This is a genomic window from Acinetobacter sp. WZC-1, assembly GCF_052544965.1.
In genome coordinates, this window is the sequence record NZ_CP199370.1 from 980,720 (window position 1) to 1,005,777 (window position 25,058).

General features: G+C 40.2%; 16 protein-coding genes. 13 read left to right on the forward strand and 3 right to left on the reverse strand.

The annotated features are described in order from the left end of the window. Window positions 1-14: 14 nt before the first annotated feature. Both ACT6PV_RS04585 and ACT6PV_RS04590 read left to right on the forward strand, forming a co-directional pair. Window positions 15-1,223, forward strand: coding sequence for an MFS transporter (locus tag ACT6PV_RS04585; protein ID WP_445115284.1), 1,209 nt, complete (start codon window positions 15-17; stop codon window positions 1,221-1,223). Between the two features lie 624 nt (window positions 1,224-1,847). Then, window positions 1,848-3,680, forward strand: coding sequence for an AMP-binding protein (locus tag ACT6PV_RS04590; RefSeq protein ID WP_445115285.1), 1,833 nt, complete (start codon window positions 1,848-1,850; stop codon window positions 3,678-3,680). 126 nt (window positions 3,681-3,806) lie between these two features. Here the strand turns inward: ACT6PV_RS04590 and ACT6PV_RS04595 are convergent, their stop codons facing one another. Beyond that, complete coding sequence (locus ACT6PV_RS04595) at window positions 3,807-5,912, reverse strand: condensation domain-containing protein (protein ID WP_445115286.1); 2,106 nt, start codon at window positions 5,910-5,912, stop codon at window positions 3,807-3,809. Window positions 5,913-6,466: 554 nt separating this feature from the next. Here ACT6PV_RS04595 and ACT6PV_RS04600 point away from each other — a divergent pair. The 5 genes from ACT6PV_RS04600 (at window position 6,467) to ACT6PV_RS04620 (ending at window position 12,472) form a co-directional block, all read left to right on the forward strand. Beyond that, window positions 6,467-7,408 carry an ABC transporter permease gene (locus ACT6PV_RS04600; protein ID WP_445115287.1) on the forward strand — a complete coding sequence of 314 codons (942 nt, stop codon included), beginning with the start codon at window positions 6,467-6,469 and terminating at the stop codon, window positions 7,406-7,408. Continuing rightward, a complete protein-coding gene (locus ACT6PV_RS04605) occupies window positions 7,408-8,355 on the forward strand; it encodes an iron chelate uptake ABC transporter family permease subunit (RefSeq protein ID WP_445115288.1) in 948 nt (315 codons plus the stop codon). The genes ACT6PV_RS04600 and ACT6PV_RS04605 overlap by 1 nt, the downstream gene beginning before the upstream one ends. Next, window positions 8,352-9,122, forward strand: coding sequence for an iron ABC transporter ATP-binding protein (locus ACT6PV_RS04610; protein WP_445115289.1), 771 nt, complete (start codon window positions 8,352-8,354; stop codon window positions 9,120-9,122). The genes ACT6PV_RS04605 and ACT6PV_RS04610 overlap by 4 nt, the downstream gene beginning before the upstream one ends. A gap of 6 nt (window positions 9,123-9,128) precedes the next feature. Further along, a complete protein-coding gene (locus tag ACT6PV_RS04615) occupies window positions 9,129-10,100 on the forward strand; it encodes a siderophore ABC transporter substrate-binding protein (protein ID WP_445115290.1) in 972 nt (323 codons plus the stop codon). 101 nt (window positions 10,101-10,201) lie between these two features. Further along, window positions 10,202-12,472 carry a TonB-dependent receptor gene (locus tag ACT6PV_RS04620; RefSeq protein ID WP_445115291.1) on the forward strand — a complete coding sequence of 757 codons (2,271 nt, stop codon included), beginning with the start codon at window positions 10,202-10,204 and terminating at the stop codon, window positions 12,470-12,472. Between the two features lie 64 nt (window positions 12,473-12,536). Here ACT6PV_RS04620 and basC read toward each other — a convergent pair whose 3' ends face one another. Together basC and ACT6PV_RS04630 are read right to left on the reverse strand one after the other, a co-directional pair. Beyond that, window positions 12,537-13,847, reverse strand: a complete 1,311-nt coding sequence (gene basC, locus ACT6PV_RS04625; protein WP_445115292.1) for a putative histamine N-monooxygenase — start codon at window positions 13,845-13,847, stop codon at window positions 12,537-12,539. Window positions 13,848-13,882: 35 nt separating this feature from the next. Continuing rightward, window positions 13,883-16,846, reverse strand: a complete 2,964-nt coding sequence (locus tag ACT6PV_RS04630; RefSeq protein WP_445117033.1) for a condensation domain-containing protein — start codon at window positions 16,844-16,846, stop codon at window positions 13,883-13,885. A gap of 166 nt (window positions 16,847-17,012) precedes the next feature. Between ACT6PV_RS04630 and basE the strand changes: the two genes are divergently transcribed. The 6 genes from basE (at window position 17,013) to ACT6PV_RS04660 (ending at window position 25,035) form a co-directional block, all read left to right on the forward strand. After that, the gene (basE, locus tag ACT6PV_RS04635; protein WP_445115293.1) at window positions 17,013-18,641 is read left to right on the forward strand and encodes a (2,3-dihydroxybenzoyl)adenylate synthase BasE; all 1,629 of its coding nucleotides are present in this window, start codon (window positions 17,013-17,015) and stop codon (window positions 18,639-18,641) included. A gap of 18 nt (window positions 18,642-18,659) precedes the next feature. After that, window positions 18,660-19,532: an isochorismatase family protein gene (locus ACT6PV_RS04640; RefSeq protein WP_445115294.1), complete on the forward strand. Its 873-nt coding sequence runs from the start codon at window positions 18,660-18,662 to the stop codon at window positions 19,530-19,532. Window positions 19,533-19,649: 117 nt separating this feature from the next. Beyond that, window positions 19,650-20,801 (forward strand): histidine decarboxylase, encoded by a 1,152-nt coding sequence (locus ACT6PV_RS04645; protein WP_445115295.1) that lies wholly within the window; start codon window positions 19,650-19,652, stop codon window positions 20,799-20,801. 238 nt (window positions 20,802-21,039) lie between these two features. Then, window positions 21,040-22,650 (forward strand): ATP-binding cassette domain-containing protein, encoded by a 1,611-nt coding sequence (locus tag ACT6PV_RS04650; protein WP_445115296.1) that lies wholly within the window; start codon window positions 21,040-21,042, stop codon window positions 22,648-22,650. After that, window positions 22,647-24,245 (forward strand): ATP-binding cassette domain-containing protein, encoded by a 1,599-nt coding sequence (locus tag ACT6PV_RS04655; protein ID WP_445115297.1) that lies wholly within the window; start codon window positions 22,647-22,649, stop codon window positions 24,243-24,245. The genes ACT6PV_RS04650 and ACT6PV_RS04655 overlap by 4 nt, the downstream gene beginning before the upstream one ends. Window positions 24,246-24,300: 55 nt before the next feature. Then, complete coding sequence (locus tag ACT6PV_RS04660) at window positions 24,301-25,035, forward strand: thioesterase II family protein (RefSeq protein WP_445115298.1); 735 nt, start codon at window positions 24,301-24,303, stop codon at window positions 25,033-25,035. Window positions 25,036-25,058: the final 23 nt, after the last annotated feature.

Sequence of the window (25,058 nt, forward strand, 5' to 3'; positions counted from 1 at the left end):
AAGAATCATTTAACATGACTTCAAATGTTCGATCCCGTTCAAACCAGCAGGTATTGTCCAGAGGTTTTATTTTTATTATGGCAATGACCTGTGGCATTTGTGCTGGGTCGAACTATTATAACCAACCATTAATTTATTCTATTGCCGGCGCTTTGCATGTGAGTGCAGAGCAAGTTGCGTTCACCATTGTGGTTGGTCAATTATCCTATGCCGTGGGGTTATTTTTACTGGTACCTCTGGGTGATTTGTTTGAAAAGCGCCGCTATATTTGTTTGCTCATGTGTTGTACAGGTCTCGCACAAATAGGGCTTGCCTGGAGCGAAACACTGCCTGTTTTATATCTTTTTACTGGTCTTGCTGCCTTTTTCTCCATTGCTACACAAGTCTTAATTCCGTTTGCCGCAGGCTTAACTACACCTCAAAAAAGTCCCCAATTGGTCGGGACACTGATGGGAGGATTATTTTTAGGTATTCTGTTGGCTCGATCCATCTCAGGTTTAATGTCAACCATCTGGTCATGGCATACCATTTATCTTTCGAGTGGTGTGTTGATTTTACTTTGTGCTGTAATTATGTGGTTAAAGTTACCTACTGCTAAAAATGATCATCAGTTAAATATTTTTCAGGTTTATCGTTCTTTATTTTCCTTATCCATTGATCAGCCGCATTTATTGCGCCGTGGTCTTGCAGGTGGTATTGGGTTTGGTATGCTTGCCCTGATTTTTACCACGATGACTTTTATTCTCGCCAATGCACCTTATCATTTTAATGATTTTCAAATTGGTTTATTTGGGATTGTGGGTCTAGCTGGTGTATTTGCAACGTCGTGGGCTGGTAAAAAGATTGTAGCCAAACGAGAAAATAAAGTTGCAATGATTTGCTCATGGCTGTTGATTTTTGCATGGTTACCTTTGTTCTTTGCCCAGAAATCCCTCATTTTTTATGCCATTGGTGTCATTATGGCATATTTTGGTTTATCAGCTTTTCATGTGCTGAACCAGAATCTGGTTTATCGGCTTTCAGCACAGGCGCGTTCCCGGATTAATTCAATTTATATGACTCTGTATTTTGGTGGCGCAGCGTTGGGGTCTTTTATGGCGGTATATGCGTGGAAACACTGGGGATGGTCAGTCTGTGCCTTGTTGGGATTAGGTATGGCCATCCTTGCTTTTGTGATTGACCGTTTTGATTTTTATAAGATGAAAAAGGTGAAAAAAACCTAACGGAAGGCGAAATTCTCCATCCATATTCTTCAGTTTAGATAGAGGTATAGTCAACCTGTCAAAAAACTCATACACATGAATATAATTTCTTTTGATTCATATTTTAAATTAAATCAATTGCATGAGGAAATGAGTTGTTTGATTATAAAAAAGCTTTAATTGCCGGATTTTGCTTTGAAAGTCTGAATAAGTCCGCCAACGGTGACATCCATGTCGCCCCACGACAGGACAACCATCCATGATTCAAAAGTACAAAAAACTAATGGATAACCAATAGTTTGAATCAAACCAAGTGTATGACAAGTGTATGAATAATTAGGTGGTTTGACTATGGATAAGGATCAAGTCAAATTTTTAATTCTTAAAAAGGCTTATCGAGTTAAGATTAACCAATTAGCAATTGAAAATGATTATCATTTGTATTATTTTGTTAAACTGTCAGAAAATTGAACAGAGAGTATAAGAGAGAAGGTTTTTTAATCGTTGTTTTGGCAATCCATTTTAAACTATCTGGATCAAATCCAATGATGCCTTAAATTTTTATTTTTCAGTATTTTTATCACATTATTTTTGAATGTTCGATTTGACGGTACCAGATAGCGAATGTGTTGAGGATTGGGTTGTATGCAAAAAGATTCAAATCAAGATTTACTAAAAATTGATAGTAAAAATATAAACTTAGAGAATTATCTTCAAAAAATTTATGAAAATATATCAGGTGGAAACTCTAATAAAACAGCATTAATATTCAATGGTCAGCATATCAGCTATGCTGAAGTGGGAAAGAATGTCATTAAAATTGCTGCTGCATTTAAAAAGCAGGATTTAAGAATAGGATCAGTGGTCGCAATTTGTTTGAGAAAAAGTCCTGAACATATTTATACCGCTTTAGCATGTGCGTTAACAGGGATGATTTGGTTACCTATAGATATGGATTCACCGCCATCAAGACTGAATTATCTATTGTCTAATAGTCGTGCAGATATCGTTGTAAGTGATTCATTCGTGGCGGGTATTCTGAATTTAAATATAAATGAGGCGTTGTTCAATGCGATGGCCTGTGAACCAGACTGGGGTTATGAGATCAATCGTGCCCCGGCGTATTACTTATATACGTCTGGAAGTACAGGAATGCCGAAATGTGTTGTATTAAACAATCAGGCAACCGCAAATGTGCTATCCCATACCATCGCAGAATGGAAGCTTGGTTCTGATGATGTCGTTATGGCGATAACACCTTTTCACCATGATATGTCTGTGTTCGATGTATTTGCTACCATGGCGGTTGGTGCAACTTTGATTGTTCCATCGTTTGAACAGAGTAAGAATGCTGTGGTTTGGGCGGAACTATTGGATAGATATAAAGTAACGATCTGGAGCAGTGTTCCAGCAATTGTGGATATGTTAGTCAGTGTAGCTCGTACTGAGCAACTACAGTCGCTACGTTTAATAGCGCAAGGCGGTGACTATGTAAAACCTTCGTTAATATCCAGGTTAAGACAGCAATTGCAGAATGCACGCTTATTTTCATTGGGTGGGCCTACAGAAACCACAATCTGGAGTATATGGCATGAAATTGGTGATGAGGATCAGGATGTTATTCCTTATGGAAAAGCCTTAAAGAACAATCAATATTTTATCCTGAATGAAAATATGCAGCCTTGCCAGATTGGTGAGGTGGGTACGATGTATATGGCAGGGATAAATTTATCAAATGGATATTTACGCGATGGGGAGATTGATTATCAGGACTTTATTGAGATTCAAGTCAATGAAAATGAAAGACAAACTGCATTTCGTATGAGTGATCAAGGTTATTTCAGACCAGATCAAAATATTATTTTTGCCGGGCGTGAAGATGGCTATTTAAAGATAAAAGGGGTGAGAATTTCAGCTGCTGAAGTTGAGAATACTTTATCAAAGAATCCGAATATTCATCACTGTGTTGTGGTGGGTTGTACGCATCCAACCACTGAAACACAGGAGCTGGTGGCGATTTACACAATAGTAGATCGTGATAATACGGCTGAGTTAAATGGTTTAGAGTTAAAGCGTTTTTTAAAAGCTCATTTGCCTGACTCTCATATTCCGTCCAGATATTTAGCCGTCGATCTTATCCCATTAACTCGAAATGGTAAGATTGATCGGAAAACTTTGCAGACAACTGCACAGGATCAAATTTATGCTGCTTATGTTAAAACGGAGTCAACATTCCATGAGGTAGGAAATTCCGTTTTAATGATTTTTCGTGAATATATCTCTGAAAATAAAGATGAGAATATAGATATTTTCTATAGAAGTGAAATATTGGATATGGGAATTCGACCTAAACAACTGATGAGTATTGCACAGAAGATTTCTCAAAGGCTTGATATAAAAATTGATTTTTATACATTGATTTCATGTAAAACGGTTCAGGATGTTGTGAATCAAGTACAGCAGAAAATAAATCCTTAGATTATTTTGTGACAGCTTTGATGTTTCTTTAATCTTTAAGTGGATTCGAATTGTAAAGGATTGCAATGTGCTTAAAAGTTGGATTTATGATCCTTTCTTTTAAGCACAGTTGCTGTTATCAGTCTTTTACGGTACCTGGATTTGCGCTAAGGTTGTATTAATTTTCTCACAAATACATTCTACAAGTGCAGTTGGATAGCGATGCGCCTGATAAGTGATGATCATACTGAGTTGATGTTGTCCATCAATGACATTTTCCATGATTTCAAAATGTAATCCGAACATGGATTCTTCGCGCTCAGGCAGGATTTGACGGTAAGGAATATCCCGACCCTGTGGTGATTTTAGTGCGCCATTTAAAGCATTATTTGAATGAATGTGGATAAATACATCGAATAATAATCCTTCGTCGGCACGCATGCCTAAAGCTTTTTGTATATGGTTAATTGGGATATCTGCATATGCCATTGAATCATTAATCATCGTACTGATATTTTGAAGTAATGACTGGAATGAGTCTAATGGGTTAAATATGGTACGGTGTGCAACCATTGTTGTGAAGTAGCCAACCGTATCAAAAAATTGAGGATCAGTTCGACCAGATGCAGATGTACCAATCACGATTTCTTTTAGTTGCCCTTGTTTATGTAAGGCATCCGCAATAGCTGTATAGAGAACCGTAAAAATAGAAGCGCTGTGCTGTCTGGCAAATTTAGTAAGCCTGTTATGCATTTCTGATTCAAACCTGATTTCCAGCCATTTAACCTGAGGTGTTTTTTCCGAAGTGTTTAACTCCTGATCTGGGATGGTGAGTTGTAACCCTTGGGTTGCGCCTTCCAGCATATGTGTCCAGTAATTAATGTGATCCTGATTTATCCCTTGTTTTTGCTGTAGTAAGGAAAAATCATGAATTGTTTGAGCTGGTGCTTTCCATATAGGCATTTCGCCATTAGATCGGGCAAGATAAGCATGTGCAAGGTCTGACATAATCGTATTTAAAGACCACTCATCAATTACCATGTGATGGACTAAAAATGATAATGTTTGCCGACCTTGTGCATTTCGAAGCAGGCGTATCCTGATCGGCAGTTCATGGCTAAGATCAAATTTATATGCAGCCTCATCTGCAAGCGTAGTATTGTTACTTTCATTACTCTTCCAGAACCATTTTTTTTGACTCAACTCTGAAACGGGGACAGTTTGTTGATAGGTCTGTCCATCATCAGTATGGAAAGTGGTACGCAAGCCTGCATGTCGCTCAACGATATCTTTAACTGCCTGAAAGAAAATATCCTCGTCTATTTCTTCCAGAAACTCTACTGCAAACGGTAAGTTATAAATTGGACTGAAATCGAAAGCAGAATATGCCTGCCAAAGAAAGTCCTGAGCCAGGGTGAGGGGGGCTTTTTCTATATTTTTTAATGTACCTGGTTTAATTTTCTCGGTTTTTATGGATGTATAGGTCGCTAAACCGGCAGCAGATGGGGATTTAAAGAAATCATTAAACCGAATTTCAATCCCGTGTTTGTTAAGTAAATTCCCAATGATCCGTGTTGCTAATAGTGAATGGCCACCAAAATCAAAAAAGTCATCATCCTGGGTCATCTCAGGTTCGGCAAGCGTATTTCGGAACTCCTCCAGAATGACCTGAGAAATAGAGCTTTGATCAGTCTCTGCCTGAGTTTGTGTTGTGTTTTCAACGATATGGTTTGGTATTTCAATTTCAGTCAGTATTAGTGAAGCGTTGTTTTTTGAATGTTGCTGATATTTATCTTTTATTGCCTCAATGAAATTGGCTTTTCGATAGGATTGATCAAGAATGGAGTGAAGGGTTAAAAGCAGGAAAACACCTTGTTCAGTATCAAAAATATAAGTGAAAAAAGGGGGATCGATTTCTGCATTCCAGATTTGTGCTTTTAATCGAGTCACCTGATCAAATATATTTTCAACGTTAATGTTTTTAAGTTCCAGACACGATGACCAATCATCAAACAGATATTTATATAAATCACCGTCATCACTGAATTTATAACGTACATTTAAATAAGGTGTAGTTTCAACGATTTCCTGAATTGCTTTGTTGAGGAGCTGGAGATTGGATCCTTGATTTAGCTTCCATAGATTAAAGTGACGAGTTACTTGCTCTGGTTGTTGTAATTGCAGCATCCAGATGTGCTCTTCGTGGTCACTAACAGGCATGAGAGATGAAGTTTCGGAAGGTTGTGCCAACATAAATGAATCCTGTTTTATCAATTAAGCTATTTTGATCATTTTCCATTTCGCAAATTTTTGGGCATCAGATTAAAATTTATATAATTCATGATGTTATGTATTTGCATGCTTGTAACCCCCCTTTTTTTAATGAATTGACCACCACATAAACGGTATGCATGTGCCAACAGGGGTTACATTTTATTTAAAACATACTATAATTGATTCTCATTTGCACTAAAATTATCATTTTTAATAAGCGCTGTAACAATAATCTACCTCTTGTTGGTTTTTTGTAAGTTATTGATTAATAGTTAAATTGTCTTTAACTTGCACGGTTGTTACAGCTTAAAAAATGATTAAAAAGACTCACGAATATTGATTTGAATTAGTTTTTTCGTGGGAGAACTTGCCATTTAGTTACGACAGGGTTGAGGGATTTTCATGAGAATATTCAATCATGAAAGGTCAATGAATACATTAAATATTGAACATGTTTTCAATCACAATTTTTGTATGTGCCTCGATTTTCGATTCTTTTCAGCTTTATCGCGTTTAAGTGGGGCATGCCCTTAATGCAACCGGGCTTATTCTGTCTTTTTATTGTTTTATGTATCGTTTCATTGTTGCTCGGTGCCGAGCAAATTGAATGGTCTGCATTGCTTTCATTTTCTGGAGATAGCTGGCTCACTCTGACAGCCAGCCGTATACCTCGTTTGATTGCGATTGTGCTGACAGGCATTGGATTATCAGTTTGTGGTGTCATTTTACAGCACATTGTCCGTAACAAATTTGTAGAACCAGGAACGTCAGGTGGTTTAGATGCGGCCAAACTGGGTATTCTGGTGTCGTTAACTTTGGTTCCAGTGACGAGTACGCTCAGTAAAATGCTGTTTGCGATGTTTTTTTGTTTTATCGCAAGCTTAATCTATATCGCGATTCTTCGCCGTATCCGTTTCAGGAATACGGTATTGGTTCCTGTGATTGGCCTGATGTATGGCAGTGTGCTGAGTGCATTAGCTGAGTTCTATGCTTATAGCACCAATATTCTACAAAGTATGCAAGGGTGGCTCATGGGGGATTTTTCAAAAATTGTCCAGGGTCACTACGAAATCATTTACATCATTTTCCCGATCGTTTTACTGACTTACTTATTTGCACATCGCTTTACCGTGATTGGGATGGGCGAGGAGATGGCTTCAAGCCTGGGACTGAGTTATGCCGTTATGGTGGCTATTGGGTTAATACTCGTTGCTATTACTGTGTCGACAACGGTCATTACTGTAGGTGCCATTCCTTTTGTTGGATTGGTTGTTCCAAATTTAGTTGTACTGAAATACGGTGAGAATTTAGCTAAAACCTTACCCATTGTCGCTTTAGGCGGTGCTTCGTTATTGTTGATCTGTGACATTATTGGCCGCTCAATCATTTATCCGTTTGAAGTTCCTATTGGACTGACGGCTGGTGGTGTAGGAGGAGTTATTTTCCTGATCCTCATTTTGAGGGGGCTTCGATAATGCGTATTGCGAAGCTATGGATCGTTTCTCTGTTGGTACTGGGTCTGGCTGTACTTTTTGTATTCCTGAATTCGGGGCTGGATTTTGATTATGTTATTCCTAAACGGCTTGTTCGTCTTGCAACAATCATTCTGGGCGGTATTTGTGTTGCGGTTTCCTCAATTGTTTTCCAGACCATAGTTGGTAATCGTATTTTAACCCCTTCAATTATGGGCTATGAAGCGATCTATTTATTGTGGCAGGTTTTGCTGCTGTTTTTTTTAGGAACACATGGATTAACCCTATTGGGATTAAATGGCAACTTTTTCATTTCTATTATTTTAATGTTGCTCTATTCGTGGGTGATTCATAAATGGTTATTACCATTTGGTCGAAACGATGTCTTTTTGCTATTGCTATTGGGTCTGGTCCTTACGATGGTAGTTGGAACCATTACTCAATTTATTCAACTTAAAATCAGTCCTGGGGAATTTTCTGTCTTCCAGGGCTTTAGTTATGCCTCATTTAATCGTTCCCAGCCAGCAACACTATTTTATGCAAGCCTGGCTGTAGCAATGGTTTTATGGTTGGCCAGAAAAACACTCCCTGTGCTGGATGTTCTCGTTTTGGGTCGTGAGCAAACGATCTCACTTGGAATTAATCATCATCGCTATGTCAGCTTCTATTTAGCAATGATCGCCATTCTTGTCGCAGTATCTACAAGTCTGATTGGTCCTACAGCATTCATGGGGGTGTTTATTGCAAATATCGCTTATGCATTGGCAGGCAATTATAAGCATCAATTAACTTTACCCCTCGGATGCGCGGTTACGATAGCCATCTTTATTATTGCTCAAATTCTGGTTGAGCATGTTTTCAATTACAAAACGACCGTCAGTATTCTTGTCAATCTGGTATGTGGCATTTATTTCCTGACGCTAATGGTTCGTACCAGGGGTATTACATGATTAATGTCAGGAATATCTATAAATCATATGGTGGAAAGCCTGCACTTTCTGACGTGAATGTTGAGTTTCCTACACAGCAAATAACTTCACTCATCGGTCCAAATGGTGCAGGAAAATCAACTTTGCTCATGATGATGGCACGTCTGATTGAGCCTGATAAAGGTGATATTTTTCTGAATAATCAAAATATTGCCAATATAAGCACTGCTGCATACGCCAAAAAGATTGCAACTTTACGGCAGGCCCCGGGATTTAATCTGCGTTTAACCGTAGAGGAGCTGATTTCATTTGGGCGATTCCCGTATAGCCGCGGTGCTTTAACCGAACAGGATCATCAGGTCATTGATGATGCGATTGAATTCCTTTCTTTAGAGCCATTACGAAAATCTTATATAGATGAAATCAGTGGTGGCCAAAGGCAAATGGCTTTTCTGGCGATGACAATCGCTCAGCAAACAGACGTACTTTTATTGGATGAACCCTTAAATAACCTTGATATGAAACATGCCGTTCAAATTATGCGCGCATTAAGGCGATTATGTGATGAACAAGGGCGTACGGTGATTTTAGTCATTCATGACATTAACTTTGCCACGAATTATTCAGACCATATTGTCGCGCTAAAGAACGGCAAGCTTCACTTTAGTGGACCAACGGAGCAAGTCATTACAGAGGCACAACTCAACGATCTGTATGAACTTGATTTTGAAATTACATACAGTGCGCGTGGCTGTATGTGCAATTACTTCAACTCATCTGGAGCTTGAATAAATATGAAATTGGAAAAAAAGTATTGGGGCTTAGCCCTCGCAATCACAGCAGCTATAACTTTACAGGGATGTGATAAAAAAGCTGCTGATACTGCCGAAAGTTCGCAGAAGTTAGCAGCACCGATTACGGTAAAACATGCGCTTGGAAATACAGTGATTGATCATCTTCCACAGCGTGTCGCCGTACTTGATATGAATGAAGCTGATTTTCTGGATCAACTGGATGTCCCGATTGTGGGCATGCCAAAAGATTACATTCCACACTTTCTGGAAAAGTATAAAAGTGATCCGAAAATTCAGGATTTAGGTGCAATTGTACAGCCGAATATGGAAAGGATATATGCATTAAAGCCGGATTTGATTTTGATGACGCCATTGCATGTTAATCACTATCAGGAGTTGTCTAAGATCGCCCCAACCATTCATTACGATATTAATTTTAATGATAGTGAGAGCAATCATATCAATCTCGTTAAAGATCATTTAATGACTTTAGGTCGGATATTTAATAAAGAAGATCTGGCTCGTCAGAAAGCATTGGAACTTGATGCGGAAGTGAAGCAGGTACAGGCGGTAACCGCCAATCGTCCTGAAAAGGCACTGGTCGTTTTACATAATAATGGTGCATTTAGCAACTTTGGTATTAAGTCCAGATATGGCTTTGTTTTTAATGCATTAGGGGTAAAGCCTGCGAGTACCGTTATAGATACAAGTTTACATGGGCAACCAATTTCCAGTGAATTCATCAAACAGGCAGATCCAGACATTCTTTATATCGTTGATCGAACTGCTGTGATGGAGCATCGCCCGAAGATTAATGCAGAAAGTGTTGGTAACCCTTTATTACGTCAAACCAGGGCCTGGAAAAATGGTCGTGTCATTTTCGTCGATGCGGATGCCTGGTACACCACTGCTGCCAGTCCGACATCACTTAAAATCATGATGGATGATGTAAAAAAAGGCTATCAAAAATAATATTTTTTGATGTGGTTTTTATGATTAGTCGTATGAATTTACTCAAAAAATACCCGTATTTTGTGAGTATAAAAACCAGTTAAAATACTAAGGGATCTTCTATGAACAAGTATATCGCTAAAGATAAAGTCAAAAAGATAGAGTGTGCAGCGCATAAAAAATCTTCATTTATGCTAAATCGTATTACCTCAGCACGAACGGCATTATTGTTCGGGAGTGCACTTGGGACATTATTTATCTGTGTACCCAGTGCTTATGCGGAAACGGTGAGTGATGTCAGCCAGAACGAAACACAAGAACGAACCACAGCTACAGATGGTTTAACCTTGCCTGTTATTCGATTAAGAGCTGAAAATGGAACAGTTTATGCGGGTGGGCAAGTTGCAACATCGAGCAATATCGGATTTCTCGGCAGCAAAAAATTTCTAGATACGCCATTTAATACCATTAGTTATACTGATAAATATATCGAAGATAAACAGGCAAAAGATATTACAGAAGTAATTGCCTCGACTGATCCATCAATATATACCAATGGTGCAAGTGGTGGCTGGAGTGAAAACTATTATATTCGCGGATTTGCTGCGAGCACGAATGATATGTCGATGAACGGACTTTTTGGTATCACGCCGTTTTATCGGACTTCTCCAGAAATGTTCAGTCGTGTTGAAGTGTTGAAAGGTCCTTCCGCCTTGTTAAATGGTATGCCACCGGCAGGGTCGGTGGGTGGAGCGGTAAACCTTGTCACCAAATATGCTGCTGATGAACCGCTTGCACGATTGACCGCAACTTATATGTCTGACGCTCAGTTCGGTGGACATGTTGATCTCGGAAGAAGATTTGGAGAAAATAAAGAGTTTGGTGTTCGTATAAATGGCATGTATCGGGATGGAGATGCAGCAGTTAATGATCAAGCAAAAGAAAATCGTTTATTTTCTCTGGGCCTGGATTGGCAAGGTGAGAAAGCACGTATTTTTGTTGATGCTTACGATGCCCTGGATCATGTTGATGGTGTGATACGTGGTGTTAATGCCTCTACTGCAGTTGGAATTCCGAAACCACCGAAAGCAGATACCTTGCTCAGTCCGGATTGGGGCTTTGTTGAAACCAAAGATAAAGGTGCAATGATCCGTGGAGAATATGATTTTTCTGACCAGTTGACGGCATATGCTGTTTACGGACAGAGTAAAACTGAATATAAATACAATGGTGCAATTGTGGGGACTATTACAGACAGCATTGGTACACTGAATACAGCCCTTGGCCAACTTGCTTTTCAAGTCGATAAAAAATCTGCAGATGCAGGGTTTAAAGGCAAGTTTGAGACAGGTCCTGTAAAACATCAGTGGGTCGCCAATGCAACCTATTATAACCATGAGCAAGATGATTATGGTTATAGAAGTACTCCGGGTTTTGGCCCCATCATTACGAATATTTATGATCCAAATCCGAATTGGGGACCTGAACCACCATTTACGTCACCATTTTTATATCACACGACACTCTCCATCTCCAGCATCGGTTTAGCTGATACATTATCGTTTGCTCAGGATAAAGTGCAATTGACCCTGGGGCTTCGTCAACAGACTGTAAAAGCGACAAACTCTGTTAATACGCTGCCCGAAAATGGTAAAACAGCAACCACGCCTGGCGCAGCCTTACTGATTAAAGCAACCGATAAAATTTCTGTTTATGCAAACTATATTGAGGGTTTGACAAGGGGTGAGCAGGCGTCTGCAGCTACATCAAATGCAGGGGTAATATTTCCTCCTCAAAAAACCAAACAGAAAGAACTTGGTTTGAAGGCTGATCTTGGTACATTTGCGCATACATTGAGTGCATTTGAAATTACCAAACCAAGTAGTTATTCAGATGCTTCACAGCTTGTGAATGACTTACCCACTTTTGTTTCAGATGGAGAACAACGAAATCGTGGTGTTGAATGGTCATTTTTTGGTTCGCCAATTGAGCATGTTCGTTTAATGGGTGGTTTTACCTATCTTGATCCTGAACTGACCAATACCCAGAATGGAACAAATGATGGTCATACAGCAATTGCTCTTCCAAAAAGACAAGCTAAGCTTGGGGTAGAGTGGGATACACAAGTGGCACCAGGGACTTTAACCCTATCAGGGAATATCAATGCAGTTTCCAGGCAATATATTAATGCAGAAAATACATTGTCTGTGCCTGGGCGTACACTTTTAGATGTTGGAGCACGCTATAGCACTAAAGTCGCGAATCACCCCGTTACTTTCCGTGCCAATATCTATAATTTAACCAACAAAGCGTATTGGGCACAGCCACAATTGACGAATTTGGCTTTAGGCGCGCCAAGAACGTATATGTTATCTGCGTCATATGACTTTTAATTTGTTGTAACCATTAAACTAATAAAAAACCCGCAATCGCGGGTTTTTTTATTGGATCAATATTTTATTCAGGCAAACCGTAGTGTTGGAAAGATGATTTTTTCGGTATACGATAAGCGTCACGTTTCAAAAGCTGATTAATAATAACAGCATTACGTGTCGCACCGATTCCTAAATCGGGTGAACCTACACCTTGCTGAAAAATTTCAGCATTCTGAATAAAAATTCGCCCTTGTCCTTGATCACAACGTAAAGCGGTAAAGTCTTCCTGAACGATACAATCATTTTGTTCATCAGTTGCTAAGACTGAGCCTTTCATATTTTCAAACCATTCAGGCCAGTCATGAACATAGCCTGTTGCTGCAACAATTGCATCCGTTTCCAGCTGACAACGCTGTTCTAATTGTGTATGCAAGCAGGTGATGGAAAGCTTGCCAGGCTCTAATTCTTTAATCGCTTCAACTTCACAGCTTGAATATAAGCTAAGACCAGATTTCTGCCCACCGACTGAACGCTCATAGAGGAGATCATATATATCCCCGATGGTCGAGAAGCTAATCCCCTTATAGATGAGGCCCTGACCAGCAGCAATATCGCGACGTTTTGCTCTGGGGAGACTCTGGAAATATTGCATATACGCTGGTGTAAAACACTCTTGTCCAAGTTTGGAGTATTCCATCGGATGAAAACCTGCTGAGCGTGTCACCCATCGAATGGATGCACCTGCATCCACCTGTTCTGGAGTCAGTGCATTAAATAGCGCCAGTACACATTCTGCAGCACTTTGACCAGAACCTATAATAGTGACTTGCTTGCACTGATTGAGTTGTTCCTGAATTTGTGCAAATTCAGCGGCATGTTTGACCAGGGGATGTCTGCATGCTTCCAGCCATTGAGGAATACGGGGTTTGGTTCCTATACCAATCGCCAGATTCTGGCTGATATATTTTTGTTTTTTGCCTGAAGCAGATTCGCTTTCTATCAAAAATTTATCGAGTGTTGAATCATATTCAACATTATTCACATTTTCTCCAAATTGACAGTCAGGTAATTGCTTTGAAGCCCAGCGACAATAATGGTCATATTCACGGCGGGGAATTAGAAAACTGTCGTAATAGTAGAACTGATGTAAACGATCATGCTGATGTAAGTAATTAATATAGCCCAATGGATGACAGGGATTAGCCATGGTGACCAGATCAGCAAAAAAAGGAACCTGTAAGGTCGTACCTTGTAAGAGTAGTCCTTCATGCCAGCGAAACTCTGGTTTACGTTCCAGAAATATACTTTTTATTTCAGGGTGGTGTGAAAGTAGAGCCGCTAATCCTAAATTGAAGGGTCCAATACCAATTCCAGTAATATCTATATTTTTCATGAGTATACTTTATATAATTCCAAAAGGTTTAAAGTTCAGAATACGGGTGAATAGGGTGCAAGGAGTTTTTCCACATCTGTAATGTTTCGACAATGGATAAGTTGAGCAGGTGAGAGCTGAATTGCATAAGTTTCACTGATGCGTTTCGAAATAATCTTTAGATGATGTGGGCGGAGTCCCATATGGGTAAAATTTATCGAATCATCGGTTATGTCATTTTTAGACTGACCCAATGTCTCTAAATAGATTTGCAACAGTTGATGACGCTGTTTGTTCTCCGCAATATTATTGTCAGGTGATCTGTATTGATGTTTAGCAACATTGTTTTTGAAATATTGCCTATTGCTTTGAAGCACTGAAAAAAACTCAGTTAAATCAAATGTAAACATGTTTGAGTCGATCATCTGGTTGATTGCTGATTGAAGCATATGCAAAAAGTCATCAATCAGCTCTGATGAAAGTGCATCTTCGGCATAATCAATATCAAAGACCAAAGCACCATCATTTTGCGTGCTAAAGCGGATATCGATAGCAACCTGAGGTGTTTGAGTGAGCCCGTCCTCCAGTCGGATACAATGAGATTCTGGTAGCATAGACCATGACAATCCATTTGTAATGACAATAGGCAACACAGGAGCTATGCCTGTTTTTTCAAATAGGAGTCGAGCGAGATCAACACCTGAAAATGACAGATGCTGTAAACCCTCCAGGATTTCTGTTTGTAAGTAACTGGCTTGTTGAATAAATTGCTCTGCATGTTTCCATTCAACAGCAATAAATGTAGAGCTATTTGAAAATGGTCCTGTATATAAGGGTAATGTAGGAATGGCGACACATAATGCCCGATCTGTATTCCAGTGAGACAATACTTCTAAAATGACAGCCATAATAACTGAGTTTTTAAACAGTGAATGTTTTGCTCCAATTCTGGACAATTGTTTAAATTGATCTTTTGCAATAATTAGGCTTTTACGTTGGTAATGTGATGTCATCAACTGCTGTAAGGGGGTCGTCCATGGGAGCTGTGGGATACCAGCCAGTCTGGAAAATTTTTCTTTCCAGTATCTCAGATCAGACTGGTGTATAGACGAGCTATCTGGTATTTGATGTTCCAGGGTTTGTGTTTCAATATCATATTGTTGATCATCAAATAGTTCCAGCATCAGTGCAGCAATAGATCGACCATCTAAAATTAATGCATCAAAACGAACAAAAATCGTTAATAGATTATTTTTTAATAAAAATAGCGTTATATTCCATGGGGACTGGTTTAAATCAAACAGGGCATGTGTATAGCGATCTTTATAAGATTGTATTTGATCAAAAGCGAGCTCTGGCGACAACGCTCTTAAATCTATTTCTTTTAGGTTAACCGTAATTTGATCACTTACATATTGAGTCAATTTATTTTTATCAATATAAGTGCGCAGGCTTTCATGCCGTCGTACCATTTCGGTTAAGCGTTGTCTTAATAAAACAATATTCATGCTGCCGTGATATTGGCGAAACTCCTGCATAGCGACACCCCCAAGAGGAAGCGCCTGAGTACGACCTAATAAATATGCCTGCTGTAATGCATTTAATGATTTTGTTGATGTTATATGTGATGGTAGACGCTGTTCTGAAGCGATAATTGGGGTATGGAGCTGTTCGGGATGTGCTGCAAGTTCTCTAAGTAAATTACTGAAAGATTCAAATAAGGTGGTAATCCATGTTTTGGGTAATGCATCCAGACGGATATCCCAGTTGACTAAAATGCCACCATTGAGACTGGCAACCTGAGCATCAAGTGCAACTTGTGGACCTTGTGAAATGACCCAGTTCATCTCACCGAAAACACGGTGTACACGTTCAGAAAGTAAATCACCCTCTGCTAAATCGAGTGCTGCTGTAAACACCACTGGAGCAAGTTCGGCACGACCATGATAGCGTGATAGGTCCCGCAGAATATTTATACCTGAATAATGCGAGTGGTCGAGTAAATCCAGCATTTGCTTTGCTATTTGTTTGCATAGTGTCGCTAAGGTATCTGCTTCCTTCATATGAACATCGAGAATCACCAGATTGGCAAAATCACCGATACTCCGTTCGATATTTTTTAAAATAGGTTCACGCCAGAAGGTCGGAATGTTTAATCGAAAAGCAGGGTCCTGAGTTGCATTGCCAAGGGTATATGCAAATAACCCCAATACCAGACTGGAAAGCGTGATGTGCTGCTTCCGTGCCAGTTGTCGCAATGCTTTGCGTTCTTCGGGCTGTAACCATGTGCTTAAACGATAACTTTTTGCTGTTTGTAACTCTTCATTAATGAAAGGTAATGATGGTGCTGGAGTCATATTGGGCAGGCGTTGTTTCCACCATAATCGATCTCTCTGAGTTAATTTTTTAAGCTCAGGATCTGTGCGCATCTGGTGATGCCAGTCAAAAAAATCAGGGGGGGGAGTGAATGATACTTCTGGATCTTCGTAGAACAAAGAAAGGTCTTCCATCAGCCTGCGAAAACTGGAGGGATCAATTGCAATCATATCGGTATCAATATGAAAACGAAAATGCCCATCTTTGAATACACTGATAGAAAATCTTGCGGTTTGACTGTTGTTTAAATCTAATTTTTGATGCGTCCATTGCTCACGTTTTTGTAAGAGTTTTTGCTCAAGTTCATTTTTACTCAGCATTGAAAAATCTTCGACTTCCAATATTTGAGGATGAATATGCGCTGTGATGTCTGGGACACCATCGACACTTAAATTTAACCGCAGTAGGTCGTGTTCCTGATAAAGCCGTTGAATGGCTAAATTTAATTTTTGCAGATCGATGAGTTGACCATCAAATTCAGCATAAAGATGGGCTGAAACTCCACCTAAGGTTGTACTGCCAGACCGCCCAAACCAACAGGCAGCTTGCATCGAGGTTAATTCACACATTGAACGATAACTCGGTTGACAAATTAATCTTGTTTTAGCATCATACAAACAAATGAAAATGATTACCAGTTGCATTTTGATAGCCATTTTCAGTTAGCTGTAGTAAACAGATCGTTTGTTCGGTCTCAATATATTTCTTTTACTGGATATGGATTAAAAATGTTTGGTAGCCGGTAGAGATGAAATATTGAAAAATCAATATCCTGGTAACCATTAAACCATTTTGAATATTTAGAACGATATGAAAAATCAGATGATTGAATTTGTTTACTGGTCTAGGGAGCGGGCGCAGCGTTATCGAAATAAAGGTTACTGGATTGACCAGCCTTTGACGCGAATTTTAACGGTAGGCGCTGAGTTGCATCCACATTCACCCGCAGTGATATGTGGAGAACGACAGTTTAGTTATGCTGAATTGGATCATCTATCAACCAATTTAGCTTCGCGATTGGCTGAGAATGGCTTGAGTAAAGGTGATACCGCTTTAGTGCAACTTCCCAATGTGGCAGAATTTTATATTGTCTTTTTTGCGTTGCTCAAGGTTGGTGTTGTACCGCTGAATGCATTATATAGCCATCGGCAATATGAGCTGAATGCATTTGTCAGACAAATTCAACCCAGGCTTTTAATCGGTTCACGGCAGCATGAAGTCTTTAGTAATAATCAGTTTATTGATGCACTTCATGAAGTTTGTCTGGCACCTGAAATTGTCCTGATGTTTAATCATCACCCGACAGATTCCGGGTTGGTCGACTGGATTGAAACAGCAGCGACAAGCATTGTGGATTTTGCATCTACGCCTGCCGGTGAGGTTGCATTTTTTCAATTATCAGGTGGAAGTACGGGGACACCGAAACTGATTCCACGGACGCATAATGACTATGATTATAGTGTGAGAGCCAGTGCCGGGATATGTGGTTTAAGTTCAGATACCCGGCTACTGTGTGCTTTGCCTGCACCTCATAATTTTATGTTGAGTTCACCGGGTGCATTGGGTGTTTTACATGCGGGTGGATGTGTAGTGATGGCGCCAAACCCTGAGCCGTTGAACTGTTTTGCGTTAATTCAACGTCATCAAGTCAATATGGCCTCTTTGGTACCAAGCGCTGTCATTATGTGGCTGGAAAAAGCACCACAATATAAAGCTCAAATCCAGTCTTTGGCTTTGCTTCAGGTGGGTGGTGCAAGTTTTCCGGAATCTTTAGCCCGTCAAGTGCCTGAGGTTTTGAACTGTCAATTACAGCAAGTCTTTGGTATGGCGGAGGGCTTGGTCAATTATACCCGACTGGATGATACTGACGAACAAATATTTACCACACAGGGACGTCCAATCAGTCCTGATGATGAAATTAAAATTGTTGATGAGCAGTATAGAGAAGTCCCAGACGGAGAGATTGGCATGCTTGCAACCCGGGGGCCTTATACTTTTTGTGGTTATTATCACAGCCCTGAGCACAATACGCAGGTGTTCGATCAGGAGGGATATTACTATTCAGGTGATCTTGTTCAACGTACTCCTGACGGTAATTTGCGCGTAGCAGGACGGATTAAAGACCAGATTAATCGCGGCGGTGAAAAGATTGCTTCAGAGGAAATAGAAGAACTCATGCTTTTACATCCTGATGTTGTGCATACCGCATTGGTTGCAATCGTCGATGAACAATTTGGTGAAAAAAGTTGTGCCTTTATTGTCTCGCGTAATCCTGCATTAAAAGCTTTGGCGCTTAAACGTCATTTAATGGAATTGGGTATCGCACAATACAAACTTCCAGATCAGATCAAATTTGTTGACAGTTTACCGCTGACTGCAGTGGGTAAGGTGGATAAAAAACAACTTCGCACAATTTTAAATACCTCTACAACATCTTAAATAAATATTGAGCAGCATATGGCTATTTCAAAGATTTCGACTTATCTCATGCCCAAACCGGAGAGCTATCCAGATAACAAAACAGACTGGCAGTTAGATCCTGCTGGAGCAGTTTTATTAATCCATGATATGCAGCGTTACTTTTTGAATTTTTATGATACTGAAAGTGAGTTAATTAAAACGGTTATTGATAATCTGGTCCGATTAAAAAAATGGGCACATCAGCACAATGTTCCAGTTGTTTACACAGCACAGCCTTATGAGCAGCCAGCTGATGATCGTGCATTACTGAATGCAATGTGGGGGGCGGGTTTGCCTGCTTCAACCATTGATCAGCAGAAAATTATTGATCAGCTCTCTCCAGATGAGCAGGACATTGTCTTAACAAAATGGCGTTACAGCGCTTTTAAACGCTCAGATTTGCTTGAGCGAATGCAGAACTGGAACCGTGATCAGCTCATTATTGGTGGTGTTTATGCACATATTGGTTGCATGATCACAGCAGTGGAAGCTTTCATGAGTGATATACAACCATTTTTAGTGGGTGATGCGGTTGCTGATTTCTCAGAAGATGAACACCGTCTTGCATTGAAATATGTTTCTTCACGTTGTGGTCAGGTCACCGATACGCAATCTTTATTACAGGAAGATCTTCAGACCATTACGCGTCAATGGTTAGAAAAACGTGTACAGCAATTGATTGAAGAAGATGAAGAATTAGATCCAGATGAAAATCTCATTCTATATGGATTGGACTCACTTCGTATTATGCAATTTTCTTCTGAACTTAAAGCACAGGGAATCAATGTCAGTTTTGAAGAACTTGGGCGCACTCCCACTTTATCTAACTGGTGGTCACTCGTTGATGCGAGGCAAAGGGTTGCGGGCTAAATGATTGTGGTTATGTGGTACGAGGCAAATCCTGGTCGCTAAATTTATATAGAAAATTTACATCTTTGATAGCGACTCCTTAGACAACTTGTAATCGTCATAGCAACGGAGCAAAAAATGATTTTATCGCCTGCTGATCAAGACCGAATAGAAAGCTTCTGGAATTATTGCTTAAAACATCAATATTTTAATATTGGATATCCTGAATCTGCAGATTTCGATTATTCCTCATTATTTCGTTTTTTCAAATTCTCTATTAATAATTGTGGTGACTGGAAAGATGACAGTAACTATGCCCTGAACTCCTTTGACTTTGAAAAGGATGTCATGCGTTATTTTGCTGAGTTTTTTCAAATCCCATTTGAAGAAAGCTGGGGATATGTAACCAATGGTGGTACTGAGGGCAATATGTTTGGGTGCTATCTGGCACGTGAATTATTCCCGGATGCAACATTGTACTATTCAAGAGATACACATTATTCAGTGGTGAAAATTGCTAAATTATTGCAAATGAAATCCTGTGTGATTGAGTCATTGGATAATGGTGAAATTAATTATGATGATTTGATCAACAAAATCCAGATCGCGAAAGAAAAGCACCCCATTATTTTTGCCAATATTGGAACAACCATGACAGGTGCTATCGATGATATCAATATGATTCAAACGCGGTTGGAACAAATCGGATTAATGCGGCAGGATTATTATATCCATGCCGATGCTGCATTGAGTGGCATGATTTTACCTTTTGTTGATCATCCTCAGGCATTTTCTTTTGCTGATGGGGTTGATTCGATTTGTGTGTCTGGTCATAAAATGATTGGTTCACCTATCCCTTGCGGTATTGTCGTGGCAAAACGTCAAAATGTGGGGCGTATTGCAGTAGATGTCGACTATATCTCCACCCGTGATCAAACGATTAGTGGTTCCCGTAATGGGCATACGGTTTTACTTATGTGGGCTGCAATACGTAGCCAGACATTTTCACAGAGACAGCAGAGAGTTCAACATTGCTTGAAAATGGCCCAGTATGCAGTTGATCGCTTTCAGGCAGTTGGAATCCCGGCCTGGCGAAATCCAAATTCAATTACTGTGGTTTTCCCGTGTCCTTCAGAGCGGGTATGGAAAAAGCATTATCTGGCAATCTCAGGAAATATTGCCCATTTAATTACCACAGCACATCATCGTGATAGCCAGCAGATTGATCGCTTAATTGACGATGTCATTCTTGATTTACAAGGTGCATCGAAACGTACTGTTGGTTTTTAATGATCTCCACCCGTGCGGTTTTATCGAATCAATATTTATTTTAAGACATCGCAAATAAGCTAAAAATGCGCGGATATAGCTGCCAGGAAATAATGTATGCAATTTAATATTTTAAAAGAACACTTATTAAATAGCGTTTTCAGATATGTGCTATTCAAGCTGAAAATAAAGCAACACAAGGACGAGGCCAGAAGATATAGCCTTTTGGTTTTTCCATTCGATATAAAGCGAGTTGAGTATGCGTGATTTAAAGCTATCTCATGTGATGATGGAGCCATCACTGGCACCTGCGCTGAGACCAGCGTTTCCTAAACTATTGATAGGAACTTTAGTTGCTGTACTTTCAGGTTTAGCGATGTTAACTGCGTTATGGGCAATGGTTCAGCTGATTGGTAACTTGTCTTACTATTGGGTCATCTTTTCTGTTGCGTTCTGGATCATCGGAGCTGTATTGGCAGCATTTGCTTCATGGCTGGTACATGATGCTGAAGCTGGATTTTCAGCTCGATTACGCCGTCAGGTTGTCCATCATTTAACTCGTTTACCTACGACTACACTTGCTAAGCAAGGCGATCAAAAATTAAAGCGTCTGGTTTCAGATGATATTGCGACCTTACATCATATGGTGGCACATTTACCTTCAGAAATTGCAATTTTTGTTGTGATCCCGCTGGCTTCAATTATTTTGTTGTTGTTATTGGTGGGTCCAATGGCACTCTGGGTGCTGTTACCAGGTGCAATAGCCTCGTTGTATTATTTGATTATCGTACCTCATGTATCGAAACGAGATGGCGCTGCGCGTATGCAGGTCATGCTCGATATTATTGCGGCTGCCGATGATTATGCGCGTGGCATACGTGATAATCGAATCTATGGTCAACAGTCTGGTGCTTTAACAGCCTATACCCAGTCTGCACAACATTTTACTCAGAGTATGGTTTCCTGGGTGGGTAAAGTGGCAACCGTTGCCGCTGTTGCAATTGCATTATTACAAGCTGTTTCAACCTTTGCCATAGCCTATCTCGTGGCTTATCAATATGACAGCATGACATTGGCTGCAACACTTTTCTTTAGTCTGGCTATCGTGACACCCTCGTTGCGGTTAGGGCATGGGCTTGATTATGTGACTGCCGGGCGGGCAGCAGCTACTCGTTTATCTGTATTCTTAAAAGAGCCAATGCTCCCATCGGGACATATACAACAGCTTGAAGGAAATGCTCCTCTTGAAATTGTAGATGCAAGCTTTGTTATTGATGATCAGCCGGTGTTTGATCAAATAAGTTATTCATTTCCACCTCAGTCAATCACGGCAATTACAGGACCCAGTGGTGCTGGAAAAACAACACTTCTTAGAGCGCTTGCCGGTTTGGCTGTATTGAAAAAAGGCGTTGTCCGATTTGCAGAAACAGATTTATCACAATTACACGAAAAGTTGCGGCATCAACAGATTTTATTTATCCCACAAGGTGGTGATGTATTAGCTGCAACAGTCAGACAAAACTTAGCCTTATCTGCTGTTGATGCAACCGATGAACAGCTTGAGCAGGCATTGTTCAAGGCTCAATTAAAAGTAGATCTGGATGCAGATGCAACTTTACTTTCAGGTGGTGAGAAACAGCGCGTAGGAATTGCCCGTGCATTCTTATCATCAGCTCCTGTTATTTTATTGGATGAGCCAACAAGTGCACTGGATCATGTCAATACCACGAGATTAATGCATGAATTAAATGACCTGGCCAGGAACCAGAATAAAACGATTGTCATCGTAACACATGATCTGGTTTTAGCTGCCGGCGCAGATAGCAGGTTAGCGCTCGATGCAATCAATGATGCAGGGAGATATTTATGAATACTGCAGCTAAATTAAACCAGGAACAGGTTTTTTCAAAGCTTCCTCCTGCTGCCAGACAAAAGTTAATTGTCGTTGGAACAGGATGGATCTTTGTTGCAGCAATTGAGGCAATTGCATATACCGTACTCGCGTTTGCAATGGTGAATCACTGGTCTCCTATCTGGGTTGTGATCAGTGCCTTTGCAGCCATTTTGGTGACAGTGGTTGTTACTCGTGCTGGTTTTCTTACTGGCGTTCGTCTGGCTGGGGATTTATTTGAAGAGCTGGGTAAATCTTTAGCTCGCGCTAAACTTTCCTGGTTTAGCAATGAACAGCGTACTCAGGTTGCTGCGATTGCAGGACAGGGAATCCCTGGATTTATGAGCGTCCCTGCTCATCAATTGCAAACATTTTTACATGCGCCATTCATGCCGTTGTTCTTAGTGGCTGGAATAGCATTACTTGCTGGATTGCGAACTGCATTGGTCGCCTTGATTCTGGTTTTACTCTCGTTATTGGCACAATTCCTTGCACAACGTTCACTGATGCGTACGGATGAAAAACGCAACAGTGTTGATTTAGCTGCTTCGCAAGCAACTTTGGAATTGGTGGATCATATTGAGTTATTACGAACAGCAGCAGGTCCAGAAGGTGCAGTTCAACGTATAGAGCATCGCTGGCGAGAACAGGAAGCGACTTTATTACGTATTAATCGTGCTGCGGCATTTGCAAATTTTATTGCAACCCTGGCAAGTTTTTTACCTATTGCAGGGATGGCAATCTTTCTGGTACTTACGGGGAGTAATAATGCTGCGCTGGTGCTGGCATTGCTGGTGTTGATTGGACGTGCAGCAGCCCCTTTAGCTGAACTCGCCGTGGCAGGCTTACATATTAATGACTTGATTGCGTCCTTACGAAACTTTAATCAGATTACACACCCACCAGAGTTACCTAAGCCATTGCAAGCTCAAACTCCTGCTGGCTTCGATATTTCGATAAAAAGCATAAGTTATGCGCCTGCACTTGAACATATTACTTTCGATATTCCATTCGGTAGCAGAGTATGGGTTACTGGACCAAGTGGCAGTGGTAAAAGTTCTTTACTGGAATTGCTGACGCGGTTCGACGATCCACAAAAAGGAAAAATTACTTTTGGTGGAATATCTCTTGATCAAATGGACTATGAGGATCTGGTCGCAAACATCGCTTATGTAGCTCAGGAACCGATTCTATTCACAGGAAGCCTGGCGGAAAATATCAGGTTGGGAAAACCTGACGCAAGTCCCGAGGAAATAGAGGCTGTTGCGAGAAGGGTTGAATTGGGCACGGTTATTGACCGCAATTCAGAAGGAATCAATCAATCAGTCGGACAACAAGGTTCAGCATTGTCAGGAGGAGAATGTCAGCGCGTTGCGATTGCCCGGGCGTTACTCAAAGATGCGCCAATTTTAATACTTGATGAAGCGACTTCTGCCCTGGATGAAGGGACTGAACAAAAAATCGTTGCAGAAATATGTGGTTTATCTTCTACGGTTATTTTTGTTACGCATCGTGACGCAACGATTTGGCAACCAACCCAGACACTGACTTTAGCATCTGCCTTACCTGATTAATGCAGAACCCCCCTGAGCATTTTGCAATGCTCAGGGGGCTGTAGGATCATTAAAAATGAATAAAGATCAACATAACATGTTCTGTTTGCCGCCAGCAGGGAGTAGTGCGAGTATTTATCACTCATGGAAAAAGATTGAAGTAAAGAATATCTGTATTCAACCGATTGAATATTCAGGGCATGGTCTAAAAATAAATGAACCGTTGCTTGACGATCCTGATTTGCTGGCAAGGCAGATTGTGGAGGAGATACAGCACTATGCTGAACTCCCCTTTATTTTGTTTGGACATAGCGTTGGCGGAGGTTTGATCTGGAAGGTGCTCCATGTGCTTGAGACAAGTTCAATGCTTCATCAGTTGAAATTGATTGTGATCAGTAGCCGTCCAGAACATGGTTATATCCAGCATATGCGTTATAAACATGAGTTGACGGATAAAAAAATTATAGATGAATTAAAGAGATATAATAATTTTCCAGATGAAATCCTAAATAATCCGGAGGCGCTGGCCTTTTTCCTCAGAATCATTCGTAATGATTTCTATCTTAGTGATCAATTGCTGAGCGAAAAACTGCGTAAGACAGAGGTTCCTGTCATGACGTTTTATGGCAAAAATGATCCTGATATCCCGGACAAAATAATGATGGATGCATGGCAGCAACACACAGACAATTGGTTAGGTAGTGTTGAGTTGGAAGGAGATCACTTTTACTTTTTAAATCCAGCGGAACGCATAAAAATGCTTGAAAAAATTTCACAAACAGTAGAAAAATTGACTTTGAATGTTACTTAACATGCATGCTATCGATGACATAG

Coding starts and splice junctions, on each gene's coding strand:
- basE (WP_445115293.1), top strand. CDS start 17,013: ATGAAAAATCAGATGATTGAATTTGTTTACTGGTCTAGGGAGCGGGCG.
- ACT6PV_RS04600 (WP_445115287.1), top strand. CDS start 6,467: ATGCAACCGGGCTTATTCTGTCTTTTTATTGTTTTATGTATCGTTTCA.
- ACT6PV_RS04660 (WP_445115298.1), top strand. CDS start 24,301: ATGAATAAAGATCAACATAACATGTTCTGTTTGCCGCCAGCAGGGAGT.
- ACT6PV_RS04630 (WP_445117033.1), bottom strand. CDS start 16,846: ATGCAACTGGTAATCATTTTCATTTGTTTGTATGATGCTAAAACAAGA.
- ACT6PV_RS04595 (WP_445115286.1), bottom strand. CDS start 5,912: ATGTTGGCACAACCTTCCGAAACTTCATCTCTCATGCCTGTTAGTGAC.
- ACT6PV_RS04590 (WP_445115285.1), top strand. CDS start 1,848: ATGCAAAAAGATTCAAATCAAGATTTACTAAAAATTGATAGTAAAAAT.
- ACT6PV_RS04650 (WP_445115296.1), top strand. CDS start 21,040: ATGCGTGATTTAAAGCTATCTCATGTGATGATGGAGCCATCACTGGCA.
- ACT6PV_RS04640 (WP_445115294.1), top strand. CDS start 18,660: ATGGCTATTTCAAAGATTTCGACTTATCTCATGCCCAAACCGGAGAGC.
- ACT6PV_RS04615 (WP_445115290.1), top strand. CDS start 9,129: ATGAAATTGGAAAAAAAGTATTGGGGCTTAGCCCTCGCAATCACAGCA.
- ACT6PV_RS04585 (WP_445115284.1), top strand. CDS start 15: ATGACTTCAAATGTTCGATCCCGTTCAAACCAGCAGGTATTGTCCAGA.
- ACT6PV_RS04655 (WP_445115297.1), top strand. CDS start 22,647: ATGAATACTGCAGCTAAATTAAACCAGGAACAGGTTTTTTCAAAGCTT.
- ACT6PV_RS04645 (WP_445115295.1), top strand. CDS start 19,650: ATGATTTTATCGCCTGCTGATCAAGACCGAATAGAAAGCTTCTGGAAT.
- basC (WP_445115292.1), bottom strand. CDS start 13,847: ATGAAAAATATAGATATTACTGGAATTGGTATTGGACCCTTCAATTTA.
- ACT6PV_RS04620 (WP_445115291.1), top strand. CDS start 10,202: ATGAACAAGTATATCGCTAAAGATAAAGTCAAAAAGATAGAGTGTGCA.
- ACT6PV_RS04605 (WP_445115288.1), top strand. CDS start 7,408: ATGCGTATTGCGAAGCTATGGATCGTTTCTCTGTTGGTACTGGGTCTG.
- ACT6PV_RS04610 (WP_445115289.1), top strand. CDS start 8,352: ATGATTAATGTCAGGAATATCTATAAATCATATGGTGGAAAGCCTGCA.